This is a genomic window from Kitasatospora sp. Root107 (assembly GCF_001424875.1).
GTDB lineage: Bacteria > Actinomycetota > Actinomycetes > Streptomycetales > Streptomycetaceae > Kitasatospora.
The window spans coordinates 301,363-326,644 of the sequence record NZ_LMCT01000067.1; the positions used below are offsets into that span (position 1 = coordinate 301,363).

Genomic DNA, 25,282 nt, shown 5'->3' on the forward strand with positions numbered 1-25,282 from the left:
CGGCATGCTGGCGACCCTGATGTGTGGCGTGGGACACTCGGCTCGGGGGCTACAGATTGGAGTGGTGGTGGGGGAAGCTGAGCAGAGGGCACTCCTTGCGAGGGTTTACTCGCAGGGGCGCGAGCCACGATTAGTGTCTGTCTCCTCGGACGGAAGGGACGAAATGTGGGCGATCGGGAACGCCGCATTTCTCATCCCAGCCATTCCGCCCAACTGCCCAGCACTTCTCGAATACGCCCTGCGTGTTCGTCGAGAAGCGACTCTCACGGGAAAGTGTGAGGAGTGCTCGGCAACGGCAGGGAGCTGGACATTTGCCGGGGCAAGCGACAATGTCAGCCATTCGGAAATTCGACACCGAGGCAACTGTCCGGCCACGGACCAAAATATCGGCCCGCAGCTCGCAGAGCACTATGATAATGAGCGACGCAAAGGCCTGGAGGATGCACTAGTCGAAGCCAGCGCCAAAACCCGCGCAAAGGTGGAAAGCCAGGTCGCCGAGAAGGAAGTCATAACAAATCCAACGTATGAGACATGGGCCAACGACTTCCTCGACAAGACGCTAAACCCTAGGACGCACGAGATCTGCGGTCATCTTCTTGCAAATCCCGCCCAAACCTGGCATCTGAACACGGGAGACAGGAAATGGCGCTGCGATCAATGTATCCCATATTTCGTAGATGCAGTGAAAAGCGGAACTATCCAACTGTCGGCAGTTGAGGAGTTCACCTGCGACCACTGCCGGCGGCAGGAGCTGACACTGGAACCGATGGTGCTGCGGATCGGGAACTACGTGATCTATGGCGGACTCTGCAGAAAGTGCGCCAGTGAGAGCAGGCAGATGCCTCGGCGGCAGGAGGGTTAGGCGGTCATGGGAAGCACTGTAGAAAACATTGACGAAGCTTCGCTAGCAGAGGCACAGCGCCTCCTTGGTACATCCAGCAATAAAGATACAGTCAACGCGGCACTCAAAGAGGTCGTGCGCCAGAAGCTCGTTCAGGAATTCATCGACATGATGCGAGCGCAAGATCCTCAGGAGCTAGAAAGGCTGCGGGCGCGAGCGTGGGAGTGACACCACAGTATCTTGTCGACAACAGTGCAATGAACCGACTGGGGCATGATTCAGTCGCAGAGAGGCTGGGTCCTCTCATTTCTGCGGGCCTCGTCGCTACGTGCGCACCTCTTGACCTCGAAGCGCTTTACTCTGCCCAGAACCCCGGCGACTATGAACGCATCAGGTCACTGCGAGCCGCGACCCTTGTCTATCTTGAGACAACCGAGGCGGATTGGGCACACGCCCTGGATGTTCAGCGCGCTCTAGCGGCGAAGTCTCAACATCGCGGCCCTAAGATCCCAGACCTGATGATCGCCGCAGTTGCACATCAGAACAACCTCGTTCTCCTGCACTACGACTCTGACTTCGACCGGATCGTCGAGCACACAGGGCAGAAGGCTGAGTGGGTGGTGCCCAGGGGCACCGTCAGCTAGTCGCCCTCCGAGCCGACCGTTCCACCATCAGCGGTCTCAGTTTTGGTCTCATTCGCCCATAGGCCAGCCGGCGGCGGCGCCACGTGGTGCGCTGCAGAGGGTGACAAGAGCATGCTGTCGAACTCCGTGGGCCACATGTGGGCCAACGGAGACGATGGGCCAGATTTCGCCTGGTCTGGCCATCTGTGCTGGATGGTCTTGAAAACCGTCGTGGCATGGCGCCCCAACAAGTGCGCTGCAAGCATGCCAAGTTCACTGCGTAGAAATCTTCTCTACGGGTTCAAGGCTCGCTGCGCTCGCGGCGCTGGCCCGCCGCTCGCCGTCGCTCCTGTCTTCGCCCCGCTTCGGCGGCGCCGGCCGCGCCAGCTGCTGGCGGCCGAGGGTGCCGAGGTTCTAGACCCGCCGGTGGCTGGGGGCGGGTGGCTCCACGGTTTTACCCACCTATCAGGACCGGGACCCGCACCGAGCAAGACCGGGGGGCCACTCGGCCAAATTGCGGTCAGGCCCAAAAGCCCTGACCGAGACGCGATGAGCTTACGGCCCCCCGATCATGCTCGGACCCAGACCAGACAGGACACCGGCCAAAACCGCTCCACCACCCGCGCGTCTCCGTGGCGGATCTATCATTCCCCATTATCTTCAGGGGCGCTCTCATCTCCGTACATGCGGTCAAGCATCTTTCCGACATTGGACAGCTTTACGTCCGAAAGCTCGGAGTACATGCCATCTGGCCGTTCTCTACGAAAAAGGATGACGTTCCGTATATCCGTTATCTCTTGCTCGGAGATACTGAAGTCTGGCCTGGAAGATTTCCCGAGAAGGGGGCAGCTACTTCCTGAAAGGTCTAGCCCAACCGCGCATGGCTTATCTGTGCCTTCAATGATTAGGATGCGTTCATCTGGGACGGGCAAATCTGCATTGAACCGCCTCCAGAACCACGGCCCGCTCGGGTCGCGACCCAGGGTAGTATTTGGATCCACCGAAAGCCTTACGCAATCCTGGGAACATGCATCAAGGAGCTGGCCGCAGACCGTCTCCCAAATGGGAGTAAGGATAATCTCCCTAAACCCCTGAGGATTATCGGCAAACTTCCTCCAGTGCTCCTCCTCTAGAAATAGATAGGGATTATTGAGGACAGCTTGTGCAGCCTTGGGATCCAGGAAGGGGAGAGCTGATTCAATCAAGTATGCTGCGACATGAGTCGCCTTGTCCGATGCCAATACCTGAGTATTAATCTGTCGAATTGGCATGGCCACTAGAGCTTCAACTATGCAGGCAAGTGCACTCTCTTCTGTGATCTCGGTTCCCCATGGATGTAGCACAATGTCCCCGAGAATCATCTCTGCATAGGCTAGGCAGGAAATCTCTTTAGCACCTGTTACGAGAGCCCTGTTCTCCCAAAAGTAATCAAGGTCGTTCTGCAGCGGGGTTCTGCCAGCTTCGTCAAATTGGTCCACGATTAGATTTAGGCGCTCCTTCCCCTCTAGCAGATCAGGGAGGGCTCTAGCGGACGCGACCGGATGCTCCCTGACGAGCCTATCCAGAGTGGCGCGATCCCACAGGCGGACCCGTGGTCTTTTGTTTCCGCGAGACCACTCGCTAACCCAATCGCGCGTCGGGTTCGTGTACTCGCTATTTGAGGCAATCACCAGTACATCCACATTCTGGTGACCGGAGGCGTTCAACACTGCGGATTTCACCGCATCTGGCTCGACAGACCTTGTCCGACCCTTAGCCTCTATCCACCACAGTTCTCGCTCCACACTTCCATCGGGTGAAGTCCGGGTGAATTCAGCCTCTAGGTCTCGTCCACCATCTGCCGTCCCCGGGCCAATTCCGCCCGTCCGCCATTTAATGTTTTCGGCGCCGATGGCTATGAGCAGCTCGTGGAGCAGAGACTCCAGAAGCTTTCCCTTTATTGTTGTCCATGGAACCTGCCCGGGGATCTTCTCCATCTCGGTATCCTCCGATTTCGACTTTACTCCGGTGAGACTGAACCGGGGGAGATCATCCTCTCGCAGTCGAGTACCGTTCGTCCTGGAATTCGCCAGCGTGGCCTCGAAGCACCCGAAACCGTGGCGATCGCAGGTGGCCGATGGCAGACGCCGTAGGCTGGGCGGCCAGGATGGGAGACCTCGGCGACCGGTCTGCCCGGAGTTCGCATCGAGGGGCGCGACGTGCCACAGCCGTGCCAGATCGAGCGGTACGCCACGGTCAACCGGGGGCGTCAGCGGGCCAGTTCGCCGGTCTCGGCCGAGGCTGCATCTGCGCAGGTCGCAGAGTGTCAGTACCCGCCGCCCTCCGGAGGCGGGCGTCCCTTAACCGGCCGGCTCGACCCACTCTTTGGGAGTCAACCACCCGCGCGGTACCGTGCCGCAGCAGGCACACGAGTGGGGGCCGGAGAACGTGGATCGCAGGCACAAAGTTGATGACTGGACAGCGGGCGCGTACCTGCACAGTTGGGCAATGATCGAGATCCGAGCCATGGCGCGACGGCGAAAGCCGTTGAGCATGTGGCCAGACGACGACTTCGTGGCGTGCATCGCGTGGTTGGCTGACCTGTGCCACAACATGCCAGCGGATCCGTTCAGGTCCCACAGATGGTGGCACTGGCGAGATCGACGGCGACCCATGGATTGGACCTGGAAGGTTGCCGGCCCAGTCGGCCGAGAGTGGATCCTGACATCGTTGGAGCAGGCCGGGATGGACTGGACTCCACCGGCAGACGAGTAGCAGCCGGGCGGGCAGGACTGAGTGTCTAACTGCGCTACAACGACGCCGTACTTCGGCGGACGACCACGGACGATCAGGGACTTCCCGCGCAGGTCAGCGGTAATGATCGCCAAGGTCGGCTGAGTGTCCGAGTTGCTTCGGGACGAAGAGGCCACAGTCACATGGGTTGAACCGCCGAGGTAGTGGCGATGACACCCCTCCAGACCGGGTCGAAACGCGGCTGGCCCCTCCCCAACGGCCCAAAGGTCAGCGTGAGGGGCTGACGCCCGTTTTTCTAAGGCTGGTGTCGGGTGGCCGCCAACTTGCCTATGGCATTGAGGCTCAACCGCCCGTCAGTCTTAGGCGCCGCCAGGCGGAGGGCTTGCTTGTATTTCCTTATGCAAGCCTTCGCGGCGGATGGGGAAGCATCGCTGGTCACCGGTTCTTGCGGCCGAAGCGGCGCTTCTTTTGTTTAGGTGGCGCCAGTAGACGCTGAGCCTCAAACTGCCTTCCCGAAGCGGTCAGCGCCCTGGCGAGTTCTTGGGTAACTGCCACGGTCTCGGGATGGTTGTCACCGAGGATTCGTCGGCGCCGGTGGCGCACATCCTCAAGGAGCTGGACTGCCTTTGAGTGGTCGCGCAGTCTGCTCAGGGTGATGGCGAGGCTGTGGGCGGATCGGAGGGTGTCGGGGTGGTCGTCGCCGAGGGTGCGGCGACAGCGCGCGAGCGTGTCCTCTTCCATGCGGCGGGCCTCGGCGTACTCGCCGAGGCTGTGCAGGGTGGTGGCGAGGTTCTGGGCGGATCGGAGGGTGTCGGGGTGGTCGTCGCCGAGGGTGCGGCGACGGCGCGCGAGCGTGTCCTCTTCCATGCGGCGGGCCTCGGCGTGCTCGCCGAGGTTGTACACGGTGGTGGCGAGGYTSTGGGCGGATCGGAGGGTGTCGGGGTGGTCGTCGCCGAGGGTGCGGCGACGGCGCGCGAGCGTGTCCTCTTCCATGCGGCGGGCCTCGGCGTACTCGCCGAGGCTGTGCAGGGTGGTGGCGAGGTTCTGGGCGGATCGGAGGGTGTTGGGGTGGTCGTCGCCGAGGGTGCGGCGACRGCGCGCGAGCGTGTCTTCGTCCAKRCGGCGGGCCTCGGYGTRCTCGCCGAGGCTGTGCAGGWYKGCGGCGAGGTTGTGGGCGGATCGGAGGGTGTCGGGGTGGTCGTCGCCGAGGGTGCGGCGACGGCGCGCGAGCGTGTCCTCTTCCATGCGGCGGGCCTCGGCGTGCTCGCCGAGGCTGTGCAGGGTGGTGGCGAGGTTCTGGGCGGATCGGAGGGTGTTGGNCGGGCCTCGGCGTGCTCGCCGAGGCTGTACAGGTTGGCGGCGAGGTCATTGGCGGAATGGAGGGTGTCGGGGTGGTCGTCGCCCTGGGTGCGGCGACGGCGCGCGAGCGTGTCCTCGACAATGCCCCGTGATTTCGCATGCTCGCCAAGGTCGGATGTGGCGTGGCCGAGGTACTGTGCGGCAGTGAGAGCGTCGGGGTGATCCGGATCCAGGCCCGTTTCCCACGCCTGGTGAAGCGTGGCGGTGAGCTCTCGTGCGGTGCGCGCCTGGCCGCTTCTGATCAGGTACAGGACAGCATCGAGGAGGACCCGCCGCAGCGCCGGCCGCTCGGCTGGCTTGATGTGGGCTGCGATGAGGTGAGGGGTGAGGGCGGCCCAGCCGGCCCAGGTATAGGGGGTCTCGGGGTCGCCGGGGTGGGCGCTACTGAGGAGGGCAGTGGCGTCGTTGCGGATGGCTGTGGCGTGGTTGAGGGCGGTCTGGTCGCGGAGGACGGCTTGGTTGAGGCGGTGGATCTGGAAGGTCTGGTGGTCGATGCGGGCCAGGCCGTATTGGGCCAGGGGCTGGAGGGCTGAGCGGGGCCACATAAGGTCGTCGGGGTCGTCGAGGGTCGTGGTCAGGCGGGGACGGGCAGTCTCCAACCAGCCGACGGGGACGGGTTCGGGGCCGAGGAACGCACTCAGGCGCAGTAGGGCTTCTGCGTCGGGGTGGTGCTCGGCGAGGCGGTCGGTGGCGATGGTGACGGTGGCGGCAACGGAGGTCGGGTAGCCGGGGGTTTCCCCTTCCTTGAGGAGCCGTGCGGTGTTGGTGGTGAGGAGTTGGCGGTAGCGGTCTAGGGTCATGCCGCTGCCGATGACGCCGGCGGCCTGGGCCAGTGCGAGGGGGAGGTCGCCGAGGTCGTGGGCGAGGGTGTCTGCCTGCTCGGGGGTGATGCTGGGGATGCGGGCCCGGAGGTAGGCCTTGGAGTCGGTGCGGGTGAAGACGTCTAGGCCGGTCTGGTGGGCGATGCCGATCCAGTGGGGGTTACGGGAAGTGATCAGGGTGTGGCCGGGGCTCTGGGGGAGCCAGTCCTCGATCTGGTCGGGGGCTTCGGCGTTGTCCAGGATGATCAGCCAGCGCTCGCGGTTGCTCAGGTGGTTCAGGAGGGTGCGGGCGTTGTGTTCGGTTCCGGCGTCAGGCGTGGCGATGCCTAGGCGCTCGGCGAGTGCGGTGTAGCTGACGGGGATCTGGTCGGCCTGCTCGGCATCGACCCACCAGACGACGTCGTACTGGTCGGCGAAGCGGTGGGCGTACTCCAGAGCGAGCTGTGTCTTGCCGAGCCCGCCCATCCCGTGCAGCGCTTGGACCACCGTCTGGCGCCCGTCGAGCAGTCCTTCGCGCAGCCGGATCATCTCAGCCTCGCGACCGGTGAAGTCGGGGTTGCGTCGCCGCACCTCCCACACCTCGGGGCGCCCGGTGGTGCCGGGAAGCCGTGGCTGGTCGGCTGTGGACTGTGTGGCTGCTGCGGCTGAGGTATTTCCGGGGAAGCCGACGGGGCCGGTGGGGCCGGTGGGGCCGTGGACCGCTTCGCTCAGGGCTGCGAGTGCGCTGGTCTCGTCCAGCCCGTGCAGCTCTCGGCGGAGCCTGGCGCTGAGAATGGCAGGGATCTTGTCGGTGGTGAGGGCAGCGATGTCCAGCGGGATGAGACGGTTCCGGTTGGCGATCGTGGCGGTCCACTCGACCTGGGTCCAGCGCTCGGGGGCGAAGTAGGCGTTGGAGAACAGGGCCACGACCGCGTCCGCCCGCTCCAGGGCCTCGTTCATGCGCAGGATGAAGTCATCCCCGGTATGCCAGTTCCACCGGTCCAGCTCCACACGGTGGCCAGCCTGCTTGAGCTGCCAGCCGACCCATTCGGCCCAGGCGCGGTCGGGCCCGGCATAGCTGATGAAGAACTGCTGGGCGTCGTCGGCCATCTTCGTCCCTGTTCCAGATGATTACGGTCGCACTCCTGCGAAGGCCATGATCCCGCGTATAGCGTGGGCAGGGTGGCAGATCGGCAAGATAGCCACAGGCGTGAGAAGGAGTGAAGCTGATGCGGGGTCCGAAGAGTGTGGACGTGAAGCTCAAGCTCCCGGGGGTGGAGATCGCAGGCAGTTGGGAGCCCAACGATGCGGAGCGGCGTGCGGCGTGGGAGCTGTACGTGGAGCTGATCACCCGGGTGTCGGTGGTGCCGCTGCGGGCAGATGAGGGGCTGCTGCGGGAGGCCCTCAGTAGTCTGTACTCGCTGTTCGGTACTACCCGGGACGTCTTGCGCCGGCACGGTCCCGAGATTGCCGAGCCCAAGCGGAACGGGCAGTACAACTTCGGCTATCTGGCTGTGGCGATGCTCAACTACGGGGTCCGTCCGTTGCTGGCTCAGTGGCACCCCCTCCTGGAAGACTGGGAGCACCGTCGGCCCGCCGACCGTTCCCGCCGCGACCACGAGCATGCTTGGCCCCAGGTCGATGAGCTCCGCACCGCTCTACGCGACGCTCGCCGAATCCTCACCTCCTACGCCGACCTTCTCGCCACCGCCTGCGGCGTCCCAAACCTCCTCGAAGCCGTTCCCACCGCTGACCGTTGATGCCAATCCTGTAAAGGCGGTGGTGTGACCGGCGCGCTGCGCCGGGAGGTGTGATCCGGACCAGTGGCGGACCAAGACTCGCCTAGTGGTGCGGAAGTCCACCATCCGTGAAGGTGGAAGGGCTGGCCACCTAGATTGCTCAGCAGACTGTAAATCTGCTCGCTGCTGCACTGCCAAGGAGGAGCGCCGGCCGAGCGGTGGGCGGGTCGGCTGACATCAGAATCTGACATCAACAGCAGCAGGTATCGGCAGTCAGCCGAGTCCTTGGACGTATGGAACGTCCGCCTCACGTGCACGTCCGTCCCTGTCGGATGAGTGCCCGGTCGAACTTACAAGGCGGATGTCGGCGGTTCGAAACCGTCTGCGCCCACCCCTCAGAGCAGTGAAGGTATGCCGAAGGCCCAGGTCAGGACATCAGTCCCGGCTTGGGCCTTCGGCGTATCTGTAGGCATCCTGAGTCTGTCTGTTGCTTCGACCAGCCCAGGAACGCGCACAGTCATCGACGCGGACGGCGACTGGCCTTACCCGGCTGGAGACGGTGGCGGCATCGGCGCAGGTATTGCGAACCCAGACCTCGCCGGCCGCCTCCGGGCGACCCTCGTACGCCGGCTTCCACGACCTCACCGCGGCTGGGTGTTCCGGCTCGGCTGGTCCAGCGCATCCGCTACGACTCCGCTGACCGGCCGATCGAGATCGCTGACCCGATCCTGTCTGTCGGCCGGTGGCAGGTTCGGCTTCGCTGACTCCGGGCACCCGATGTGGTCAGTGATGGCGTCCGCCCACGCGTTGATGGCGCCGGCATACTCTCCCTGGCCGTAGCCGCCGCAGCGGTGGCAGTGGCCGGAGGTCAGCTCAGGCTCGGCCATAACCGGCCTCCTGCAGGTAGGTCTCGCGGCGGATCCAGGCAGTAGCCAGATCCCGGAGCGGGAACGTCACGAGCTCGGGCTCCCCGTTCTCGCCGGGTGTCCGGACCAGGGCTCCGGTCTTGGTGTCGCGGATCGCCCACAGGCCAGGCAGCGCGCGGCCGTTGGAGCTGGTACCACCGACCTGTTGCTCTGGCCTGTACCGGTCGTCGGCCGTCACAGTGCATGTCCCAGGTGCGGGGTGCAGAGGACGGTGACAACGACGTCGCGGACGACACCCTCGCCGCGTACCTCCATCGTCTCGTCCGGGTGAAGCGGCGGGATCGTGGTGTCGCAGATGCGGCAGGCGTCGCCCTTGAGCTGGCGGCTCGTCAGATGCACCCAGGGTGAGACAGGTTGTGGAGTACCGGTGATCTCTGCCATGTCTCAAGCATCGTGCTGAGCTGGCGATTGCAATATGCGCGAACCCGTCGTAACGATAGACGCTGCACGTCAATATGAAGCTGTGACGACGTCAATTGCCCGCGTGGACCGCACCACCCGCCGACGCTCCGAGCGTGCAGCCAAGGACGTACGCCTGCGGGGCATCCGGGAAGGTCTGACCATCACCGAGGTGGTCGATCAGATCACCGTGGCGCTACCTGAGGTTCACCCGCTGGAGGCCCATCGCTGGGCCCGGGGCTGGGACCGGGCGGAGCTCTCGATGCGAATCGATCTGGCGTACTCCGACGACGGGCTGCGCGGCCCGGCGCTCTCCGACACGGAGATCTGCAGGTGGGAACACGGTCAGCGTCGCCCGTCCGAGGAGCGCATCGACTACCTGTGCCGCGTGTACGGCACCCGGCCGGACCGGCTCGGCTACGGGCGTGACTACAGTGGAGCCATGCTGGGACACCTGGAGCAAGCGGGTCTCGTGGACCTCTTCCCTCGCACCAACATGGAATCGAAGGCCGATCTGATCTCGCGGATCCGGGGCGCCCGAGCGCAGATCACGATGTTCGGCCTGACCCGCAACTTCTACGGCAGCGACGAGATGCTGCCGCTGTTCACCTCGAAGTCGCGCGAGGTGCCGGTTCGGGTCTTCATCATGGACCCGCACTGCGCGTCGCGCCGCGACCGGTACCGCCTGGAGCCGGCCGAGGCCGCTATGGAGGACCCAGCGCGGTATGAGCGTGAAGTGCTGCGGCCGCTCGCCGAGGCGGTCGCCCGTGACGGCGGTGACCTCAAGATCTACCTGTACGACTTTCCGTGCAGCTTCGCCATGGAGCGCGTTGACGACTCCATCCGCGTCATGCTCTACGGCCATGGCAAGCGTGGCACTGATGGCCCGATCATGACGTTCGACAGCGGCAGCGAGTACTACGCCTACTTCGCAGAGCAGTTGGACTGGGTGCAGCGTCTTGCCGATGCGGACGAGACCCCGGAGCCATGGCGCTCCAAGGGCGTCAGGGTGTGGGAGTACAAGGGCCAGGCCTGACCTCGGACGCACGGAACCGCCCCGCCCTCCCGAAGGAGAGCGGGGCAGTGGCGCGTTCAGCGGTTGACGAACTGGAGAAGGGAGACGCCGAGGGCTGGCAGTGGCCAGCGTCTGGCCTTGAGATCCAGACGCGTCTGTGTTCCGTGGACAGCCCCGCACCCCCGGGCCGCCGAAATCGGGTGGTCAGCAGCCGGTGGTTCTGGCCATCCTGTCCCGATGGGAGACAGAGCCAACGTCATCGTGGTCCGCGAGAACGGCACGCATGAGCTGTACCGGACCGGCTGGGCGGTCGGGATCGACCTCGACCTGCTGGACGGGTCGGCGGCTGTTCTCGCGATGCTTCCCGAACTCCGGCAGGACGGCTGGTGGTTGGACGACGACATGGCCCAGGGCGGGGTGCTGCTCGACCTCGGGCGAAAGGTTCTGTTGTTCTTCGCCTGGGAGGGCCCGAGCACCGAGCTTCGGCACCGTGCGGCGACCTTCGAGCTGATCCGGGCGGCGTTGCCGGGCTGGGAGGTCCGTTGGTTGTACGACGGCGCGGCCGAGCTGCGCGGGTACGTCGGGCTGGATCCGGAGTACGTCCGCTGCCGCGACTCTGCCCTGTCCGTGGCCCCGTTCCTCGCCCCCGAGGACGAGGACCTGGCTTGGCCGGACCCGGGCGGTGTGGTGGTCACGGTCGGCAGCGAGAGTTGCCACGTCGCCTCCGGCGCCGTCGACCACCCCGTCCGCGAGGGCGTCGCCCTGTTCGACCGCTTGGCGGATGCCCCCGAGCACGAGGTGTGCCGCCTGCACGTGAACTCCGGCATCCATCTGGACCCGGAAGGCCGCCGTCTGGGCTGGTGGTCTCTCTACTCCTCCCCGCAGGCGTACGAGGTACCGAAGCTGTGGCCAGGCTGGACGGTGGAGTTCTGGCAGGACGGCTGGGAACGGCATGTCCGGGCCTCAGGTGGCCGCTTCTCCCCGGCACCGTTCGACGCCAGGGAGGAGGCCAGGGCCACGGTGCTTGCCGAGGCTGAGGAGCGCCGGGCCCAGCGGGCCCGTCATCGAGCCCAGGTCGCACATGTCCGGACCACACCGGGCCGTCCCCCGGCTGGCTGACCCCGCGTCAACAGCAGTAGGCCTGACTGGTTCCGGCGACCGTGGGTTGATGGGTTGTCAGGGGTGGTCTTCTCGGGGGCTGTCTCTTGATTGTGTGCAGCCGGCGTTGGCAGTGGCGGGCGATGGCTTGGCGTTGTCGGCGCTTCAGAGTGACCAGGTCGCCACGAAGCAGCTGACGCCGTCCACGGTCTCGGCGTACAGGAGGTGGTGGGTGGTCAGATCCCAGTCGGCCCCGTCCAGCAGCTGCCAGGGCGAGCGGCCCGACACCCCCAGCTCACGAGCGAGGTTCTCGTCCATGTCGGGGAAGAATCCGTCCACGTCACCGTCGGCCAGCGCGGCGGCGATGCCCGCGTTGATCTCCTCGGCCCGTGGATCGGGGTGCAGGGCTCCGTCCGCGCCGGTGTGGGTCGGACCGTTTCCCAGCACCAGCATTCCGACGCGGTCCGCCCACCCCGCCATGTGGACGCCGTCCTCGCCGTTCGTGGGCCAGTCCCGGTCGTCGTCCAGCTCGTAGGCACGCACCGGACCGGTCCAGCCTGCCTGTTGCAGCAGCCGCATGCCCATGGGAATCCCGAGGTCCCGAGAGGCCGACAGGGAGCCCTCCTCGTGGAGAACGGATCGCGTACCCGGGCCGACCACGGCCACGATCTCGGGGTCCTCGGCCAGTACGGCAGCCACCGCCTGCGCGCACGCCACGCGCAGCCGCTCCGGCGCCGCAGGCGCGCCAGCTTCCGCCGCGAACGCGAGCGACGGCAGGTGGGGACAGATGGCAGCGGCTACGAGCATGCTGCGCAGCCTATAGCTTGTCCGCAGAGGTGTTCTGACCAGGGGGCAGGGCCTCGAACTCACGCCCACCGAGAGCAACGGCCAGTCGCGTCAATCCCGTTGCGGTCTCAGCCGCGCAGGGCCGACCAACAGCCATGTTCGAGGTTCTTCCAGGAGTCGGTCTTGCGCTGCCGCACCGGGCCGGCGTGCTTCGGTACGGAATGTCCGAAGCCAAGGCCGAGTGGGTGGTCTCCACCGTGGCGGACGTCCGGTCGGGGGGCTGGGTCTGCGGCGTCGGTTGGTGCTTCACCGCGTACTACCAGGGACTGAATCTGCGCGTCAGTGGCGACGCTCTCTCCCGGCAGGCGGACGAGGAGGACGAGCTCGGGCTCTTCGATATCAGGATCGAACGACTCCGGGAAACCTTGGCGGGACCGGCCGCCGTGCCAGTGGTTCTGGACGGTGTCGACGTGTTCGGCTTCCCGTCCCGGGAGGTGGCAGAGGCCGTCAGCCTGAACGCTTACCCCGACGTCCGCTTCGGGCCCCTGGAGGCTCCGTATCTCGCGGGCTTCGGCATGGTGCGCATGCGGTAACCCCACCGGAACGAGCGCCGTCGGGTCGGGGAAGATGGCACGGACGCGACCCCTGTTCATGATCCTCGACTTCGAGAACCTTGATCGTCAGGAGTCGCGTCCGTCATTTCCAGTCGGGTTACGAAACCCCGAGGCTAGAGACTATTCGTCGGCCGAGATGCTTCGGGGCTGAACTGATGGTCCCATGAATACGGACACGGGGTGATCTCTTCCGGCCATATCGAGGCAACCTCGACGCCGTCGACGATGGCGTCCAGAATATCCACCGCCTCAACTTCGACCAGGGCAACCCGTGCCATTCCGCCGGCCGCGTTGGCGTAGACCTTCTCCTCTCGCTTTCCGATTTCGATCGCGCGCAGTTTGGCGTCGTCGAAGTCGAGGGCACGCAGCAAGTACGACGAAATCCTGAGTGAAAGCGTCGGGTCATTATCCGAATAATGTGCAAACCGAAGCCTGCAGCTGAACCAGTCGCCATCGGGAGTGGTCATTTCTCGCTCGCCTCCAATCGCGGTCTTCTCGCCTAGCAAATCTTGCCCTTGTAGTTGCTGTTGATGTCAAACCTGCCGTCGACAAGCATCTTCCTGGCCTGCGAGTCGCCGTCGGCCTTTGCGGCCTTCAGTGCATCTTCGATCGTCATGCCGAGATAGTCGTTTCCAAGCTTCTGCTTGACGCCACCCTTGCGGAATTTGGCGATGAAGTCGGACACGGTCATGCTGCGATTCTGTACAGCGGGACTGTCGGCCGGCAGGTTGACCGATCGAGCGAACTTCTTGTCTGCGGCACTCGGTTCGGAACCGTCATTATGGACGAGGATCGGGATCTCACCGGCGAGCACATAATACGTGTGCAGGTCCTCGACGGTGAGGTTGTACATGTCCGCGGCACCCGGCACCACGGATACGGCATGGACGTAGGCGTGAGCACCGGAGGGCGTTTCGAGGGCGTCGCCTTCGCGCAGGTTCCCCGCAGGTGTCCACGTCTTCTTCGTGTCGTCCCAGAAGGGGTGCCTGGCCGTCGTGTGGAGGACGGCGGTTCCGCCGTCCGGAGTGCTGACCGTGAGGTCGATCAGATCGTCGTCGTGGTTGACGAGCAGGGCTGTGACCTTGCCACTGCCGACGTGTTCGCCGGTCTCGGGGTCAGCTGAATCGACCCGGTCCCCGATGCGGATCTCAGCGATCGGCTTCGACGTGCCGCCGTCCAGCAGGACCGGGGTTTCGGGTGAGAAGCTGCATGTCGCGCCCACTGCTCCCGCCGCGTCCGCCGCGGCGAGCTCGGTGCTCTCCGCGAGCTGGCGGCCGAAGAAGCCCCTCATCACCTGGCCCATCACGCCCGCACCGGCTACCGCGGCAGCGACTTCGGGTGCCATGGCACCGCCGGCCGCCGCGTCACCGATGGCTCCGACGACCCCGACCCCACACGCCAGTACCGCTGCCGCACAGGCAGCTGCGGCGCTCGCGCCGGCTTCGACCGCGGCCACGGCCAGCACGGCGCCGGCCGCGACGACGATGGTGCCCGCGATGGTCAGTCCGGCGACCTCGAGGAGATGCGGGTCGTAGATGTTCGGGTTGCCGTTGAACGGGTCGCTCTGGCACTCCTTGGTCGAGTGGCCGGTCATCTGGCAGAGGAAGTCCCAGCCGGCTTCGCTCTCCTGCGCCCACTCCAGGGCCTCGCCGATCGTGTAGGCCTGGGAGCCGTGGTAGTCGTACCCCCTACCGGAGATGACCTTGTAGGTGTTGTTGTTGAGGGTGTGCCCGAGGGCGGAGGACCCCAGGAAGGTCTTGATCGTGTCGCTGCCGGTGTGAGTCCCTTGGGAAGGTGCGTCTGCCGGGGCCGGATTCTGGCCGTAGCCGTCGCACATGTCCTTGGGGCACAGGCCCGTCGGGTCGCTGAGGTTGACCGGGTCGTTGTTGCTGTACGCGTAGCCGTTCCACTGCTGCGGGTTGGCCGTGTCCAGCAGTGGGTCCGGGTTGAGGAAGCGGCCGGTGAGCGGTTGGTACTCGCGGGCGCCGAGGTGGGTGAGGCCGGTGGCATCGTCCTTGGTGCCGCCGACGAAGCCGTGGTCACCGGCCCAACCGGTGGGCTGGGTGCCGCGGGGGTTGCCGAACGGGTCGGTGAGGCGGCGGCTCTCCGCGAGGGTGGTGGCGTCGAGGGCGAGCGTGCCGGTGCCGTGGTGGTCGGTGATCTGGTAGGTGGACTTGCCGCCCTGGCGGACCAGGGAGGTGCCGCCGGGGATCTGGTAGTAGCGAACGCCCGTGGGGGGAGTCTTGGCGACCGTGTCGTAGACCAGCTCGTCACCGCCGAGGGTGATGGTGGTCTTTCCCGGGTCCCGCCGGATGAGCTGGTTGCCGTTCGCGTCGTAGAGGTAGGTGGTGGTGGTGTTGGGGACGACCCACTTCTGCCCGGCGGGGACGGTCGTGCCGCAGTCGGCGAGCAGGACGTCGGTGCCGTTGGTGGTGACATCGCCGGGGACGGCGAGGCAGCGGTTGGCGGCGGCGTTGAGCAGGGTGCCGTCGGTGCGGGCGGTCCAGGTCTGGGCGGTGGTGCCGTCACAGGTCTGGAGCTGGATCGGCGAGGCCGCCGCCGTACCCATGGCGGTGAGGCACTTGCCGAAGGCCTTGAGGAGGTTGCCGGTGGTGGTGAGCTTCTGCCCGCCGCCGGTGTTGCAGGTGTAGATCTGGGCCGGGGTGCCGGCGGTCGAACTACCGCCCTGCGTCTCGAGGCACTTGCCGCCGATCCCGGTGATCTGCCCGGAGCGGGTGAGGGTGTTCAGCTTGCCCTCGACGTTCCAGGTCAGGTCGGTGGTCTTGTCGGCGGTGGTGTAGGTGGAGACGGTGTTGCCACCGGCGTCGTAGCGGTTGCTGTTGGTCGCCGTGGTGGTGCCGTTGACCTTGGTGGTGCCCACGTTCAGGGCGTGCGGACCACCGTTCCCGTTGCCGTTGTTCAGGGTCGCGGCGGCCGGGAAGGTCTGCGTGGTGACGGCGTCCTTGGTGGTGTCGCCGGCGAGGTCGTGCTGGGTGAGGCTGGTGCGGTTGCCGGTCAGGTCGTAGCCGTAGCTCTGCCAGTACGGGGCCGGGCCGCCGACGGTGGTGGTGGCCGGGGCCACCACTCCGCTGGTGGGCGTGGAGTTGGTGCAGGAGCCGCGACCGCCGACGGTCGGCTGTGCGGCCTGGGTGAGGGTGCCGGTGTCGGACCATGCGGTGGTCAGCCGGCCGAGGTGGTCGTAGCCGAAGCACTGCAGGTCGGCGGCGGACGGGGTGTTGTCGGCGATGCCGCGGATCGCGGTGATCCGCCCCGAGGCGTTGTAGGTGTAGGTGTTCTGCTGGACCGCCCCGGTGCCGGCGGTCTGCTTGTCGACGAACTGCGACAGCTGACGGCCGGTGGACTCGTCGTAGGTGTTGGTGACGACGATCTGGGTGCCCCACGGGTTCATCGTGGAGCGGATGTTGCGCCCGTAGGCGTCCCAGTCCGACGACAGGTCATAGGTCGTGGCGCTGCTGCCGAAGCTGCTCAGCGGGCCGTTGACGTCGTAGGTGTAGTTGACGGTCTCACCGGCGATGTCGCCGACCGCCGAGCGGTTGTCGGCCTTGAGCGCGTCGGTGATCGGGTCGTAGGCCGCCTGGTAGGTGTAGGTGAACGGGGTCGTGCCCTGCCCGACCTCGCTGCCCGGGACGGTGACGGTCGTCTTGGTCGGGTGGTACGCGGTGTCGTACGCCAGCACCGAACTGGTGTACGCCGCACCGGAGCTGCCGCCGACGTACCGGGTGGAGGTGCTGGGCTGTCCCTTGAGGATCGTGTCGTAGGTGAAGGCGGTCAGCTGGTTGGACGAGCTGACGGTGCCGGAGTAGGAACCGGTCGCCCGGCCGAGCAGGTCGTAGGTGTAGGCGATGGTCTGGCCACGCCCGTTGGTGGTGGAGGCCAGGCGTCCGGCCGGGTCGTACGTCTTGGCGTTGGTACCGGTGTCCGGGTCGACCGAGCTGGTCTCCCGGCCGCGCACGTCGTAGCCGTAGGTCCAGGTGTTGCCGGCCGCGTCCTTGTGCGTGGCCAGCTGACCGTTGGGCGTGTAGGTGTACGTCGTCGCGTCCGCGTCCGCCGGGTTTCCGGTGGCGGTGGGCGTCCGGTACTGCCACAGCTGAGAGGTGCGCCCACGTGCGTCGGTGACCGTCGAGGTGGCGGTGCTGCCGGTGGGCGGGGTCACGTCCGTGCGGTCCGCACCGGGGTACGCGGTCGTGGCGCTGCTCTGGACCACGCCGTAGGCCACGAACTCGGTGGTCACCGGGCGGCCGAGCCCGTCGTACACGGTGTGGGACTGGGCCGGGACCTGCTGGGTGCTGGTCTGGTACAGCGTCGCGCTGGGCGCGGCGTCGTTGTTGTACCAGCCGGCGTTGGCCCGGACGACCCGCCCCTGGGAGTCGTAGACCGTATCCGTGATCAGCCGGCCGGTGTAGGCGGAGTGTGCCGGGCTGGACTGGGTCTGCACGGTCCGGCCCGTGCCGTCCATGATCTGGATGCTGACGCCGTAGGACCCGTTCGGGCGGAGCATGGAGGTGGTGACCGTCGGCGGGACGGCAATGCCGTTGACGATGCCGGGCGTCGAGTACGCGAAGGTCTGGTTCGCACTCAGAGTGGTGGCCCGGCCGGGCATCCAGACGCTGGTCAGCCGGCCCAGCGCGTCGTAGGCCTCGGTGACCGTACGGCCGTTGGAGTCGGTGGCGGTCAGCGGTTGGGCACGGGCCGAGTCCAGGGTGGTGCTCGTGGTGCGCCCCGTGAGGACGTCGCTCGCGCCGGCCGGGGCCGGGGTGACGACCGTCATGCCGGTGGGCAGTTCGCCGGGCTTGGGTGCCGTGAAGGCCGTGGTGACGGTGGCGCCGGACAGGTGGGCGTTGTCGGTGGAGTTGGGGTCGGTGGTGCCGGCGAGGCGGCCGTAACCGTCGTAGGCGGCCGTCGTGGCACTGAACTGCGGTGTGCCGCCGGTGTCGAAGTGATCGAGTGTCAGCGCGGAGCTCGGATCGTGCTTCGTTCCCAACTGTCCGACGGCCAGGCCGTCGTACGACATCTGGGACCAGGCAGTGGTGTTGGCGGCGGTCGGCGTGACGGTGCACGCGTTGGCGCCGTTCACCGCGATCACCTCGGAGGGCAGCGCCAGCACCTGCGGGTCGGTGCCCGCCGCGTAGGCGGTGCGGGTGCAGATGTCCGGCAGGCCGTCCGCGCTGCTCAGCGAGGTGGTGGTGCGGTTGCCGTGTGCCGAGTCGCTGGTCATGGTGCTGCTGCTGGTCCGCCAGGTGGCGTCCGCCTTCAGCGACTTCGAGACGGCGGTCGCGCTGGTGGCCGCGTACCGGGCGATGAGCTTGGGCAGGGTGCCTTGGTTGTGGGTGGCCGTGGTCACCGGAGTGCTGCTGGTGTTGACCGTGTAGGCGGTGATGGCGCCGCCGGCCTGGCTGTAGGTGTCGCTCTCCAGGACCTGGCCGGCGAGCCAGTCGGAGTCGGTGACCTGGCCGCTCATCGGGCCCGCGACCTTGACGCTGCGGGTACCGGTCGAGGTGAGGTCACCGTCCATGCCCTGGTAGAAGACGTTGGTCGTCTGGGACTTGGGCCCGTCATTGCCGCTGCCCGCGACCGTCGTGACGGACGCGTAGCCGCGGAACTGGTCCCACGTACGGTTGATGTCCTCGGTCAACGGGGAGTTGTTGCGGTGCCAGGCGGCGTTCCCGTACGAGTAGGCCGTGGTCACCGGAACCGCGCCCGGGGTGTTCGGGTTGGCGGTGACCGTGTTCACCGGGTAGCGCAGGAACCAGTCGTCGACCGGCGGGGCGTCCGGCTGCTCCGTCGGCGGGTGCCACTTGACGTTGTAGCAGGACAGCGTGTCGGTGTCGGCGGAGGCCGGCATGACGTTGTTGACCCGGGAGCAGGCGGCGGGCTTGTAGTCGACGCCGATGGTGGCACCGGTCTCGGTGGTGATCAGCTGGATGCGCGGCCGGTTGAACGCCGGGCGGGACGGGACGAGGTTCGTACCGTCGACCCGGTTGGGCAGCAGCATCGAGGTGAACGACACCGGCGGCAGGGTCACCGGGGTCGCCGAGGCCTGGGTGTCACTGCCGGTGCGGGTGACCGAGGCGAGCCAGGGCACCTTGGTGTTCTCGGTGGGGTTCTGGACGTTGATGAACTCGTGGTTGAGCGCGTAGGAGTCCACGTTCTGGTAGGCGCCGTTGAACCGGACCTGGGTGGTGATGTTGGTCAGCCACTTGGTGGACCAGAACGTCGGGCCGTAGTTGGTGCAGGTCCCGGTGGAGGCGCACTGCTGGTCCAACGGCACGTCAGGCCAGTTGGCGGCGTTCGCGGCGGTGCGGTTGGCCGGGTCGCAGGCGCTGGTCGAGGTGACGCAGCGTTCGGCCGTGGTGAAGACGATCTTCGAGGCCGGGTTGTACGCGCCGTTGGCGGTCAGCTGGTCGGACAGCAGCTGGCCGTAGCCTATGGAGGACAGCACACCGGAGCGGGTGTAGGAGGTGTTGGTGCCGGTGCCGTTGTTCTGGCCGCCGCCCCGGGAGTAGTGGTTCGTCTCGGGGGTGTACGTGTAGGTGGTCAGGTTGCCGTGCGGGTCCACGATGAAGTCGAGGTTCCACCGCCACGCCGTCTGGCACCAGGAGGCCTTGCCCTTGGCCGAGTCGTAGCAGGGGTCGCCGCTGTTGGGCGAGTACACCGGCACGGTCCACGCCGAGCCGCTGTCCGCGCCCTTGGTGGTGGGGTTGCCGCTCGCGTCGGGCAGGTGGTTCAGACCGAAGTAGTAGACGGTGCCGGTGGTGTCGGTGACCTTGATGTACGAGCCGTTCCAGGTCCCGTTGGTCGCACCCGTCAGGAACTGCACCTTCGAGCCGTCGTCACCCTTGATCCGCCAGGTGCAGTTGGACTGCTCGGTGGTGCCGGGGGCGCCGGCCTGGCAGCTGGTGTCGTCCTGCACCAGCTCGCCGGAGTGTCCGGCCAGCGAGAGCGTCAGGTTCGCGCCGGCCCAGCACTGGTCACCCGAGTTGGTGATCCCGCCCTTCGAACACGGCTTGTGGGCGCGCTCCACGAAGCCCGCGCCGTAGTCCCAGCCGTCCCCGATCCACGAGGCCTGGGAGTTCGTGGAGGAGGTCCTGCCCTCCACCGACGAGGAGTCGTAGGAGAGCCCGACCTGCGGCACGGCGCCGCCCAGGGTCGGCGGCGCCTGAACCGGGTACGAGTAGGTGAACGCGCCCGAGGTGCTGCCGGCCGCCCAGGCCTGCGACGGGTTCAGCGAGGTCGCCGAGTACGTACCGGCGCCGCTGGACGAGCCGGAGACCACGCCGACCGTGGTCGAGGTGGTGGACGTGTCGGAGGTGAGTGCCTGGATGCTCGTGCGCGCCGTGCCGTCGTTGGCCGGGAGCGTCACATCAGCGACGAGCTTCTTCGTCGACGGGTCGTAGTGCGAGGGCAGCGGTGTCTGCTTCAGGCAGCCGGCCACCTGCGGTGCCGTCAGGGAGCAGTCCGGCAGCAGCACCAGACGCGCACGCGAGGCCCAGTTCGCGCCGTACATGGTGTCCAGGTCGGATGTGTCGATCCCCAGCCGGACCGGACCGGCGTCGCCCTGGCCTTCGCGGGAGAGCGTCACCGCCAGGCCGGATATACCCGCAGCCGTGGTGGCCTTGGAATCCGCCACCGTGACCTGAACCGTCTGGCCGGCCGCGGAGGAGCCCGCCAGCGGCGCCAGTGATACGGGCAGCCCGGCCGCGGCGGTCTCCGAACCCGCTTCCGAGGTCTTCCCGGCCGCCATCGACTGCACGGCGGGCGCGGCTCCCAGTTGCACGCTCGCGTGGCCGTGCGGAGTCAGATGCCGCAACTGCGGCGGCTGCCATTTCGCCGGCACCGGATGCGTCGGCTTCGCCGCCGGAACAGCGGCGACGTCCTTTCCCTTTACCGACGCGGTCTTCGGCAGTGCCGTATTCGACGGCGTCCATTTCCGCGAGTAGTCCGGCCCGGCCGCGGCAGCCACTGACACCGGTGCCAGCATCGCCCCGATCACAGCCGCGGCGATGACTGTCGCCAGCCGTCGCCTCCCCCGCCGATAGGTGCTTGGTGAAGCACCCGCGTTCCCCAACAGCAACACTGAGTAACCCCCAGCCGACCGGGCATCCGCCCGGTTCAAGATCCCGACATAGAACGCGCGGAGCTTACTCGCGGCTTATAAGACCAGGTCAATGGCTGGAGCCAGGCTTTTCGGGGGTGAGGTATCTCACAGTATTCGCAAAGTGGGAGTGCCTGTTGCAATTCGGACAGCGGTCCGAAATTCACATTGCGTGTGCATGTCGTGCCCGGGAGCATGCTGTCGACCTCCGTGTCTTGAGCATCGAGGCTTCTCCACATATGCAGGGGACTTCACTTGAACAGACGTCGTCGTCACGGTGCGCCATCTCGCGCCCTGACCGTCGCTGCGGCCTTCACCGTCGCCGCCTCTCTGGCAGGCCCGGCGGCCTTTGCCGACTCGGTATCGCCTCTTCCATCGCGGAGCGCCGTCGCGGAAGTTGACGCGCAGCGTACGCAGGAGCGTCCGCCGGCCGATGATGCCGACCGTGCGATCGCCAAGGCGAAGGCGACCGGGCAGCGGGTGGCGGTCGATTCGTTGACCACCGAGTTCAGCGAGACGGTGGCGACGCCCGAGGGGCATCTGGCACTGACCAGCCACCCGGATCAGCAGCGGGTCAGGCGCGACGGCTCATGGGTCGTGCTGAACGCGGACCTGGCCGCGAACGCGGACGGTTCCTTCTCGCCGAAGGCGGCGGCCGGGAGCCTCGTCCTGTCCAAGGGCGGCGTAGGCCCGCTGGCCACCATGACCAGCGCGGACGGCAAGAAGCTCGCGCTCGACGCGCCGTTCGGCCTGCCCGCTCCCACCGTCAGCGGCGACAGCCTGCTCTACCCCTCCGTCGCCCCGGACATCGACCTGAAGGTCACCGCCACCAAGCTGGGCGGCCTGACCACCGTCCTGGTCGTCAAGACCCAGGCCGCTGCCGCGAATCCGGTCCTCAAGACCCTGCACTTCGACACGGTCGCCGACGGTGTCACCGTCAACAGCGACGAGGCCGGCAACATCACCGCCACCGCCGCCGACGGCAAGCCCCGGTGGATCGCCCCCACCCCCCAGATGTGGGACAGCTCCACCGGTGCGGCCGCCGCACCCCGGGCCAAGGCCCTGGCGCAGGCATCGCCGGGCACCTCCAACGCCTCTGACAAGGCGTCCGGCATCAGCACCACCGCCGGCCCCGGTGCCGCGTCCAAGGTTGCCAGGATGCCCGCCAGGACCAACGGCAAGGGCATCGACCTGACCCCCAGTCAGGACCTGCTCGCACACGGCACCGCGCCGTACTTCATCGACCCCGCCTGGGTGCCGTGGAGCACGTCGGCGAACGGCTGGACCTGGATCCAGTCCGCCTACCCCGGCACCTCCAACTGGAACCGCACCGGCGGCAACGACTCCGACCACCCCGGCGTCGGCATCTGCGCGTACTACCCCAACGGCGGCAGTTGCTCGCCCTCGGACACGTACCGCACCTTCTACCAGTTCAACACCAGCCCGCTGCGTGGCGCGGTCTTCCACTACGCGACCATGAACATGCAGGAGTACGTCTCCGCGGACTGGTCCTGCACCAACAACTACCCGCTGGACCTGTACGTCACCAGTGCCATCAGCAGCGGCACGACCTGGAGCAACCAGCCCTGGCAGGTGGGTAGTTCGCTCGGCCGGCAGTGGGTCGGCGGCTCCGGCCACACCAACTGCTACAACAACGTGCCCTTCAGCTACAACATCACCGGCACCCTCCAGTCGTACGGCGCCGACCACGACACGCTGACCTTCGGCCTCTACGGCGACGAGAGCAACCAGTACGCCTTCAAGCGGTTCATCTACCAGCCCTCGCTCTACGTCGAGTACGACCGCGCCCCCAACACCCCCACCAACCCTGCCGTTTCACCGGCACCGAAGTTCGTGAGCCCCTCGCAGACCTACCAGGCCTGCGACAACAGCGGTGCGGGCTCCTGGGGTTGGCTCGGCGCCGGCAGCGACCAGAGCGGTGCGGTCACCCTCAACGCCAATGTCTCCAGCCCCACCCAGGGTCAGCTGTACTCCTGGTCGCACATCTGGGACTACAGCCTCTCCGGCAGCCCTGACGTCGACTCCGGCTACTCCCCGCTGGTGGGCAACGGCTCCAACGCGCCGTTCACCGTCAAGGCCGGTGCGATCAAGGACGGCCACGCCTACGGCTTCAGCATCATGGCCTCCGACCAGCTGCCCGGCACCCCGTGGTCGGGCGCGACCTCGACCTGCCACTTCCGGGTCGACACCACCCCGCCGGTCATGACCTTCCCGGACACCGTCAGCGACCCGACGAAGCAGTTCCCGCCCTCCGGCAACGGTCAGACCCCGCAGATCTACGCCGGCCAGACCGGCGCGGTCCCGATCACCGCCGCCGACCCCAACCCGTCCGGTCTGAACACCTCCGGCCTCGCCTGCCTGCGCTGGAGCTGGGACCCGCAGCTGGCCGGCGCCGCCTGGCAGTGCGGTGCCGCGATGCCGACGGGTGGTCAGATTCCCGGCATCACCCCCGGCCACTGGGGCACCAACATCCTCTACACGCAGGCCGAGGACAACGCGGGCAACCTCTCGCCGATCGCCCCGTACGCGTTCTACGTCCCGTGGAACCCCAACGGTCCGGCGCCGGTCTTCGGTGACGTCACCGGCGACAGCGTCCCCGACATCCTGGCCGCGGACAGCGGCGGCAACCTGCGGGCCTACACCGTCCCCGGCAACCCGATGGCGAAGGCTCCCGCGACCGTCCTCGCCGCCACCCAGGCCAACACGCCGGCTTCCCCGGTCAGTGACTCCTGGGCCAACTACCAGCTCACCCACCGGGGGAGCCTGAGCGGTGGCAAGAACGTCGACGACCTGATCGTCCACAAGCCCGGCGCCGCGAGCCTCTACTTCTACAAGAACCCGGGCAACACCTACGTCCCCGGCACCTTCGACAGCCACAGCCTGCTGGAGAAGCCCGCCTGCGACCCGGCCCTGGCCGACTGCACCGGTTACGCGGCCGACTGGTCCACCACCCTGCAGATCGCGGCCAGCGGCGACCCCCTCACCACCGATCTCGACACCAGCAAGCACTTCCAGAACCGCACCGGTCTGTTCACCGTCGAGACCGCCCCCGACGGCAACGGCGCGCTCTGGTACTACCCCGAGATCAGCGACGCCGTCTTCGGTGCACCGATCAAGCTGACCACCACCGGCTGGAAGAACTGGGAGCTCATCTCCGCCGGTGACTGGGCCGGTCAGGGACACCCCGGTCTCTGGGCGCGCAACTCCCTCAGCGGCGACCTGCGCGGCTACACCTTCACCACCGGTCTGGTGACCGAGAACGACGTCTTCGGCAGTCCCCTCGGGACCTTCCCGGCCATCACCAAGCTGGTCACGAACAACCTCATCGGGACCGGCATCAGCTCCACCACCTGGCCCCGGGTCGGCTCCGAGGGAGACCTCACCGGCAGCGGCCACCCCACCCTGTGGGGCATCACCGCCGACAACCGGGTCCAGATCTGGACCGGTACGCCCACCACGAGCACCGTCACCCCCGGGGTCTACGTCGGCGCGAACGCCGGCACCGTCCTGAGCACCGCCCTCGGCGCGGACCAGTGGCCGCTCAGCGGTGCCGGCACCAACAACGGCATCGCGACCGACAGCAGCGGCCTCAACCGCGCCACCATCAACGGCAGCGTCACCTTCGCGGCCGACCACAAGGGCACCGCCAACGGGGCCACCGTGCTCAACGGCAGCTCCTACCTCAAGACGGCCACCCCGTCGGTCGACACCAGGCTGGCCTACTCGGTGTCGGTCTGGGCGAAGATCAGCAACCTCGACAACTACCAGACCTTCGTCACCCAGAACGGCAGCGCGCGCGGCGCGTACTACCTCCAGTACTCCAAGGCGTTCAACGCCTGGGCCTTCGTCGCGCCGTCCAACGACAACATCTCGCCCGCCGCCTACTACGCCGCCTTCGCCTCCGCACCGCCCCAGACGGGTCAGTGGACCCACCTCACGGCCACCTACGACCCGGCGACCAAGACCATGACGCTCTACGTCAACGGCAAGTTCGCCGCGGCCGGCTACAACCCCAACCCCACCCCGTGGAACGCGACCGGCGCGATGACCATCGGCGCCGCCGCAACCACCGGCTACCCGGTCGACAACCAGGCCACCGGCGCCGTCAGTGATGTCCGGACCTACCCGTACGCGCTGACCCCGGATCAGGTGACCGCCATCTTCAACAGCTGACGGTCGAGCACATCCGAAGGGCGCCGACCGAGGTCGGCGCCC

15 protein-coding genes and 2 pseudogenes are annotated in these 25,282 nt (G+C 66.9%); 8 read left to right on the plus strand and 9 right to left on the minus strand.

All coding sequences use genetic code 11. The annotated features are described in order from the left end of the window. Positions 1–4: 4 nt before the first annotated feature. From ASC99_RS39180 to ASC99_RS42440, 3 genes are read left to right on the plus strand one after another with little or no spacing between them, the layout of a single operon-like run. The gene (locus ASC99_RS39180; RefSeq protein ID WP_157531894.1) at positions 5–862 is read left to right on the plus strand and encodes a hypothetical protein; all 858 of its coding nucleotides are present in this window, start codon (positions 5–7) and stop codon (positions 860–862) included. A gap of 6 nt (positions 863–868) precedes the next feature. Continuing rightward, the gene (locus ASC99_RS38055) at positions 869–1,069 is read left to right on the plus strand and encodes a type II toxin-antitoxin system VapB family antitoxin (RefSeq protein ID WP_082598814.1); all 201 of its coding nucleotides are present in this window, start codon (positions 869–871) and stop codon (positions 1,067–1,069) included. Next, a complete protein-coding gene (locus ASC99_RS42440; RefSeq protein WP_369824374.1) occupies positions 1,066–1,485 on the plus strand; it encodes a PIN domain nuclease in 420 nt (139 codons plus the stop codon). Before ASC99_RS38055 ends, ASC99_RS42440 begins: the two co-directional genes overlap by 4 nt. Positions 1,486–2,108: 623 nt before the next feature. On the opposite strand, the gene ASC99_RS38060 is transcribed toward ASC99_RS42440, so the two are convergent. From ASC99_RS38060 to fxsT, 3 genes and pseudogenes are all read right to left on the minus strand, one after another. Continuing rightward, positions 2,109–3,440 carry a restriction endonuclease gene (locus ASC99_RS38060; RefSeq protein WP_082598815.1) on the minus strand — a complete coding sequence of 444 codons (1,332 nt, stop codon included), beginning with the start codon at positions 3,438–3,440 and terminating at the stop codon, positions 2,109–2,111. Positions 3,441–4,632: 1,192 nt separating this feature from the next. After that, positions 4,633–5,516 (minus strand): annotated as a pseudogene (locus ASC99_RS41520) (tetratricopeptide repeat protein); the annotation flags it as partial. Between the two features lies 1 nt (position 5,517). After that, a pseudogene (gene fxsT, locus ASC99_RS32630) lies at positions 5,518–7,466 on the minus strand (FxSxx-COOH system tetratricopeptide repeat protein); the annotation flags it as partial. Positions 7,467–7,585: 119 nt separating this feature from the next. Between fxsT and ASC99_RS32635 the strand changes: the two are divergent. Continuing rightward, positions 7,586–8,116, plus strand: coding sequence for a hypothetical protein (locus ASC99_RS32635; RefSeq protein ID WP_057238877.1), 531 nt, complete (start codon positions 7,586–7,588; stop codon positions 8,114–8,116). Positions 8,117–8,736: 620 nt separating this feature from the next. Here ASC99_RS32635 and ASC99_RS32640 read toward each other — a convergent pair. From ASC99_RS32640 to ASC99_RS39185, 3 genes are read right to left on the minus strand one after another with little or no spacing between them, the layout of a single operon-like run. Further along, a complete protein-coding gene (locus tag ASC99_RS32640; protein ID WP_057238880.1) occupies positions 8,737–8,982 on the minus strand; it encodes a hypothetical protein in 246 nt (81 codons plus the stop codon). After that, on the minus strand, positions 8,969–9,199 hold the full coding sequence (locus ASC99_RS32645; RefSeq protein WP_057238882.1) for a hypothetical protein: 231 nt from the start codon (positions 9,197–9,199) through the stop codon (positions 8,969–8,971). The genes ASC99_RS32640 and ASC99_RS32645 overlap by 14 nt, the downstream gene beginning before the upstream one ends. After that, on the minus strand, positions 9,196–9,402 hold the full coding sequence (locus tag ASC99_RS39185; RefSeq protein ID WP_157531895.1) for a hypothetical protein: 207 nt from the start codon (positions 9,400–9,402) through the stop codon (positions 9,196–9,198). The genes ASC99_RS32645 and ASC99_RS39185 overlap by 4 nt, the downstream gene beginning before the upstream one ends. A gap of 103 nt (positions 9,403–9,505) precedes the next feature. Here ASC99_RS39185 and ASC99_RS32650 point away from each other — a divergent pair, with 103 nt between their 5' ends. Both ASC99_RS32650 and ASC99_RS32655 read left to right on the plus strand, forming a co-directional pair. After that, complete coding sequence (locus ASC99_RS32650) at positions 9,506–10,456, plus strand: helix-turn-helix transcriptional regulator (RefSeq protein ID WP_057238884.1); 951 nt, start codon at positions 9,506–9,508, stop codon at positions 10,454–10,456. Between the two features lie 216 nt (positions 10,457–10,672). Beyond that, the gene (locus tag ASC99_RS32655; protein ID WP_057238886.1) at positions 10,673–11,554 is read left to right on the plus strand and encodes a hypothetical protein; all 882 of its coding nucleotides are present in this window, start codon (positions 10,673–10,675) and stop codon (positions 11,552–11,554) included. Positions 11,555–11,698: 144 nt separating this feature from the next. On the opposite strand, the gene ASC99_RS32660 is transcribed toward ASC99_RS32655, so the two are convergent. Next, entirely contained in the window at positions 11,699–12,340 is a 642-nt protein-coding gene (locus tag ASC99_RS32660; RefSeq protein WP_063857254.1) for a hypothetical protein, read from the minus strand. Positions 12,341–12,474: 134 nt separating this feature from the next. On the opposite strand from ASC99_RS32660, the gene ASC99_RS32665 reads away from it, so the two are divergent. After that, positions 12,475–12,912, plus strand: coding sequence for a hypothetical protein (locus tag ASC99_RS32665; protein WP_157531897.1), 438 nt, complete (start codon positions 12,475–12,477; stop codon positions 12,910–12,912). A 134-nt stretch (positions 12,913–13,046) separates the two neighbouring features. Here ASC99_RS32665 and ASC99_RS32670 read toward each other — a convergent pair whose 3' ends face one another. Then, positions 13,047–13,400 (minus strand): DUF4288 domain-containing protein, encoded by a 354-nt coding sequence (locus tag ASC99_RS32670; RefSeq protein ID WP_057238892.1) that lies wholly within the window; start codon positions 13,398–13,400, stop codon positions 13,047–13,049. A gap of 32 nt (positions 13,401–13,432) precedes the next feature. Further along, positions 13,433–20,728: a polymorphic toxin-type HINT domain-containing protein gene (locus ASC99_RS32675; protein WP_157531898.1), complete on the minus strand. Its 7,296-nt coding sequence runs from the start codon at positions 20,726–20,728 to the stop codon at positions 13,433–13,435. Positions 20,729–21,541: 813 nt separating this feature from the next. Here ASC99_RS32675 and ASC99_RS32680 point away from each other — a divergent pair. Then, positions 21,542–25,240 carry a LamG-like jellyroll fold domain-containing protein gene (locus tag ASC99_RS32680; protein WP_157531899.1) on the plus strand — a complete coding sequence of 1,233 codons (3,699 nt, stop codon included), beginning with the start codon at positions 21,542–21,544 and terminating at the stop codon, positions 25,238–25,240. Positions 25,241–25,282 lie beyond the last annotated feature (42 nt).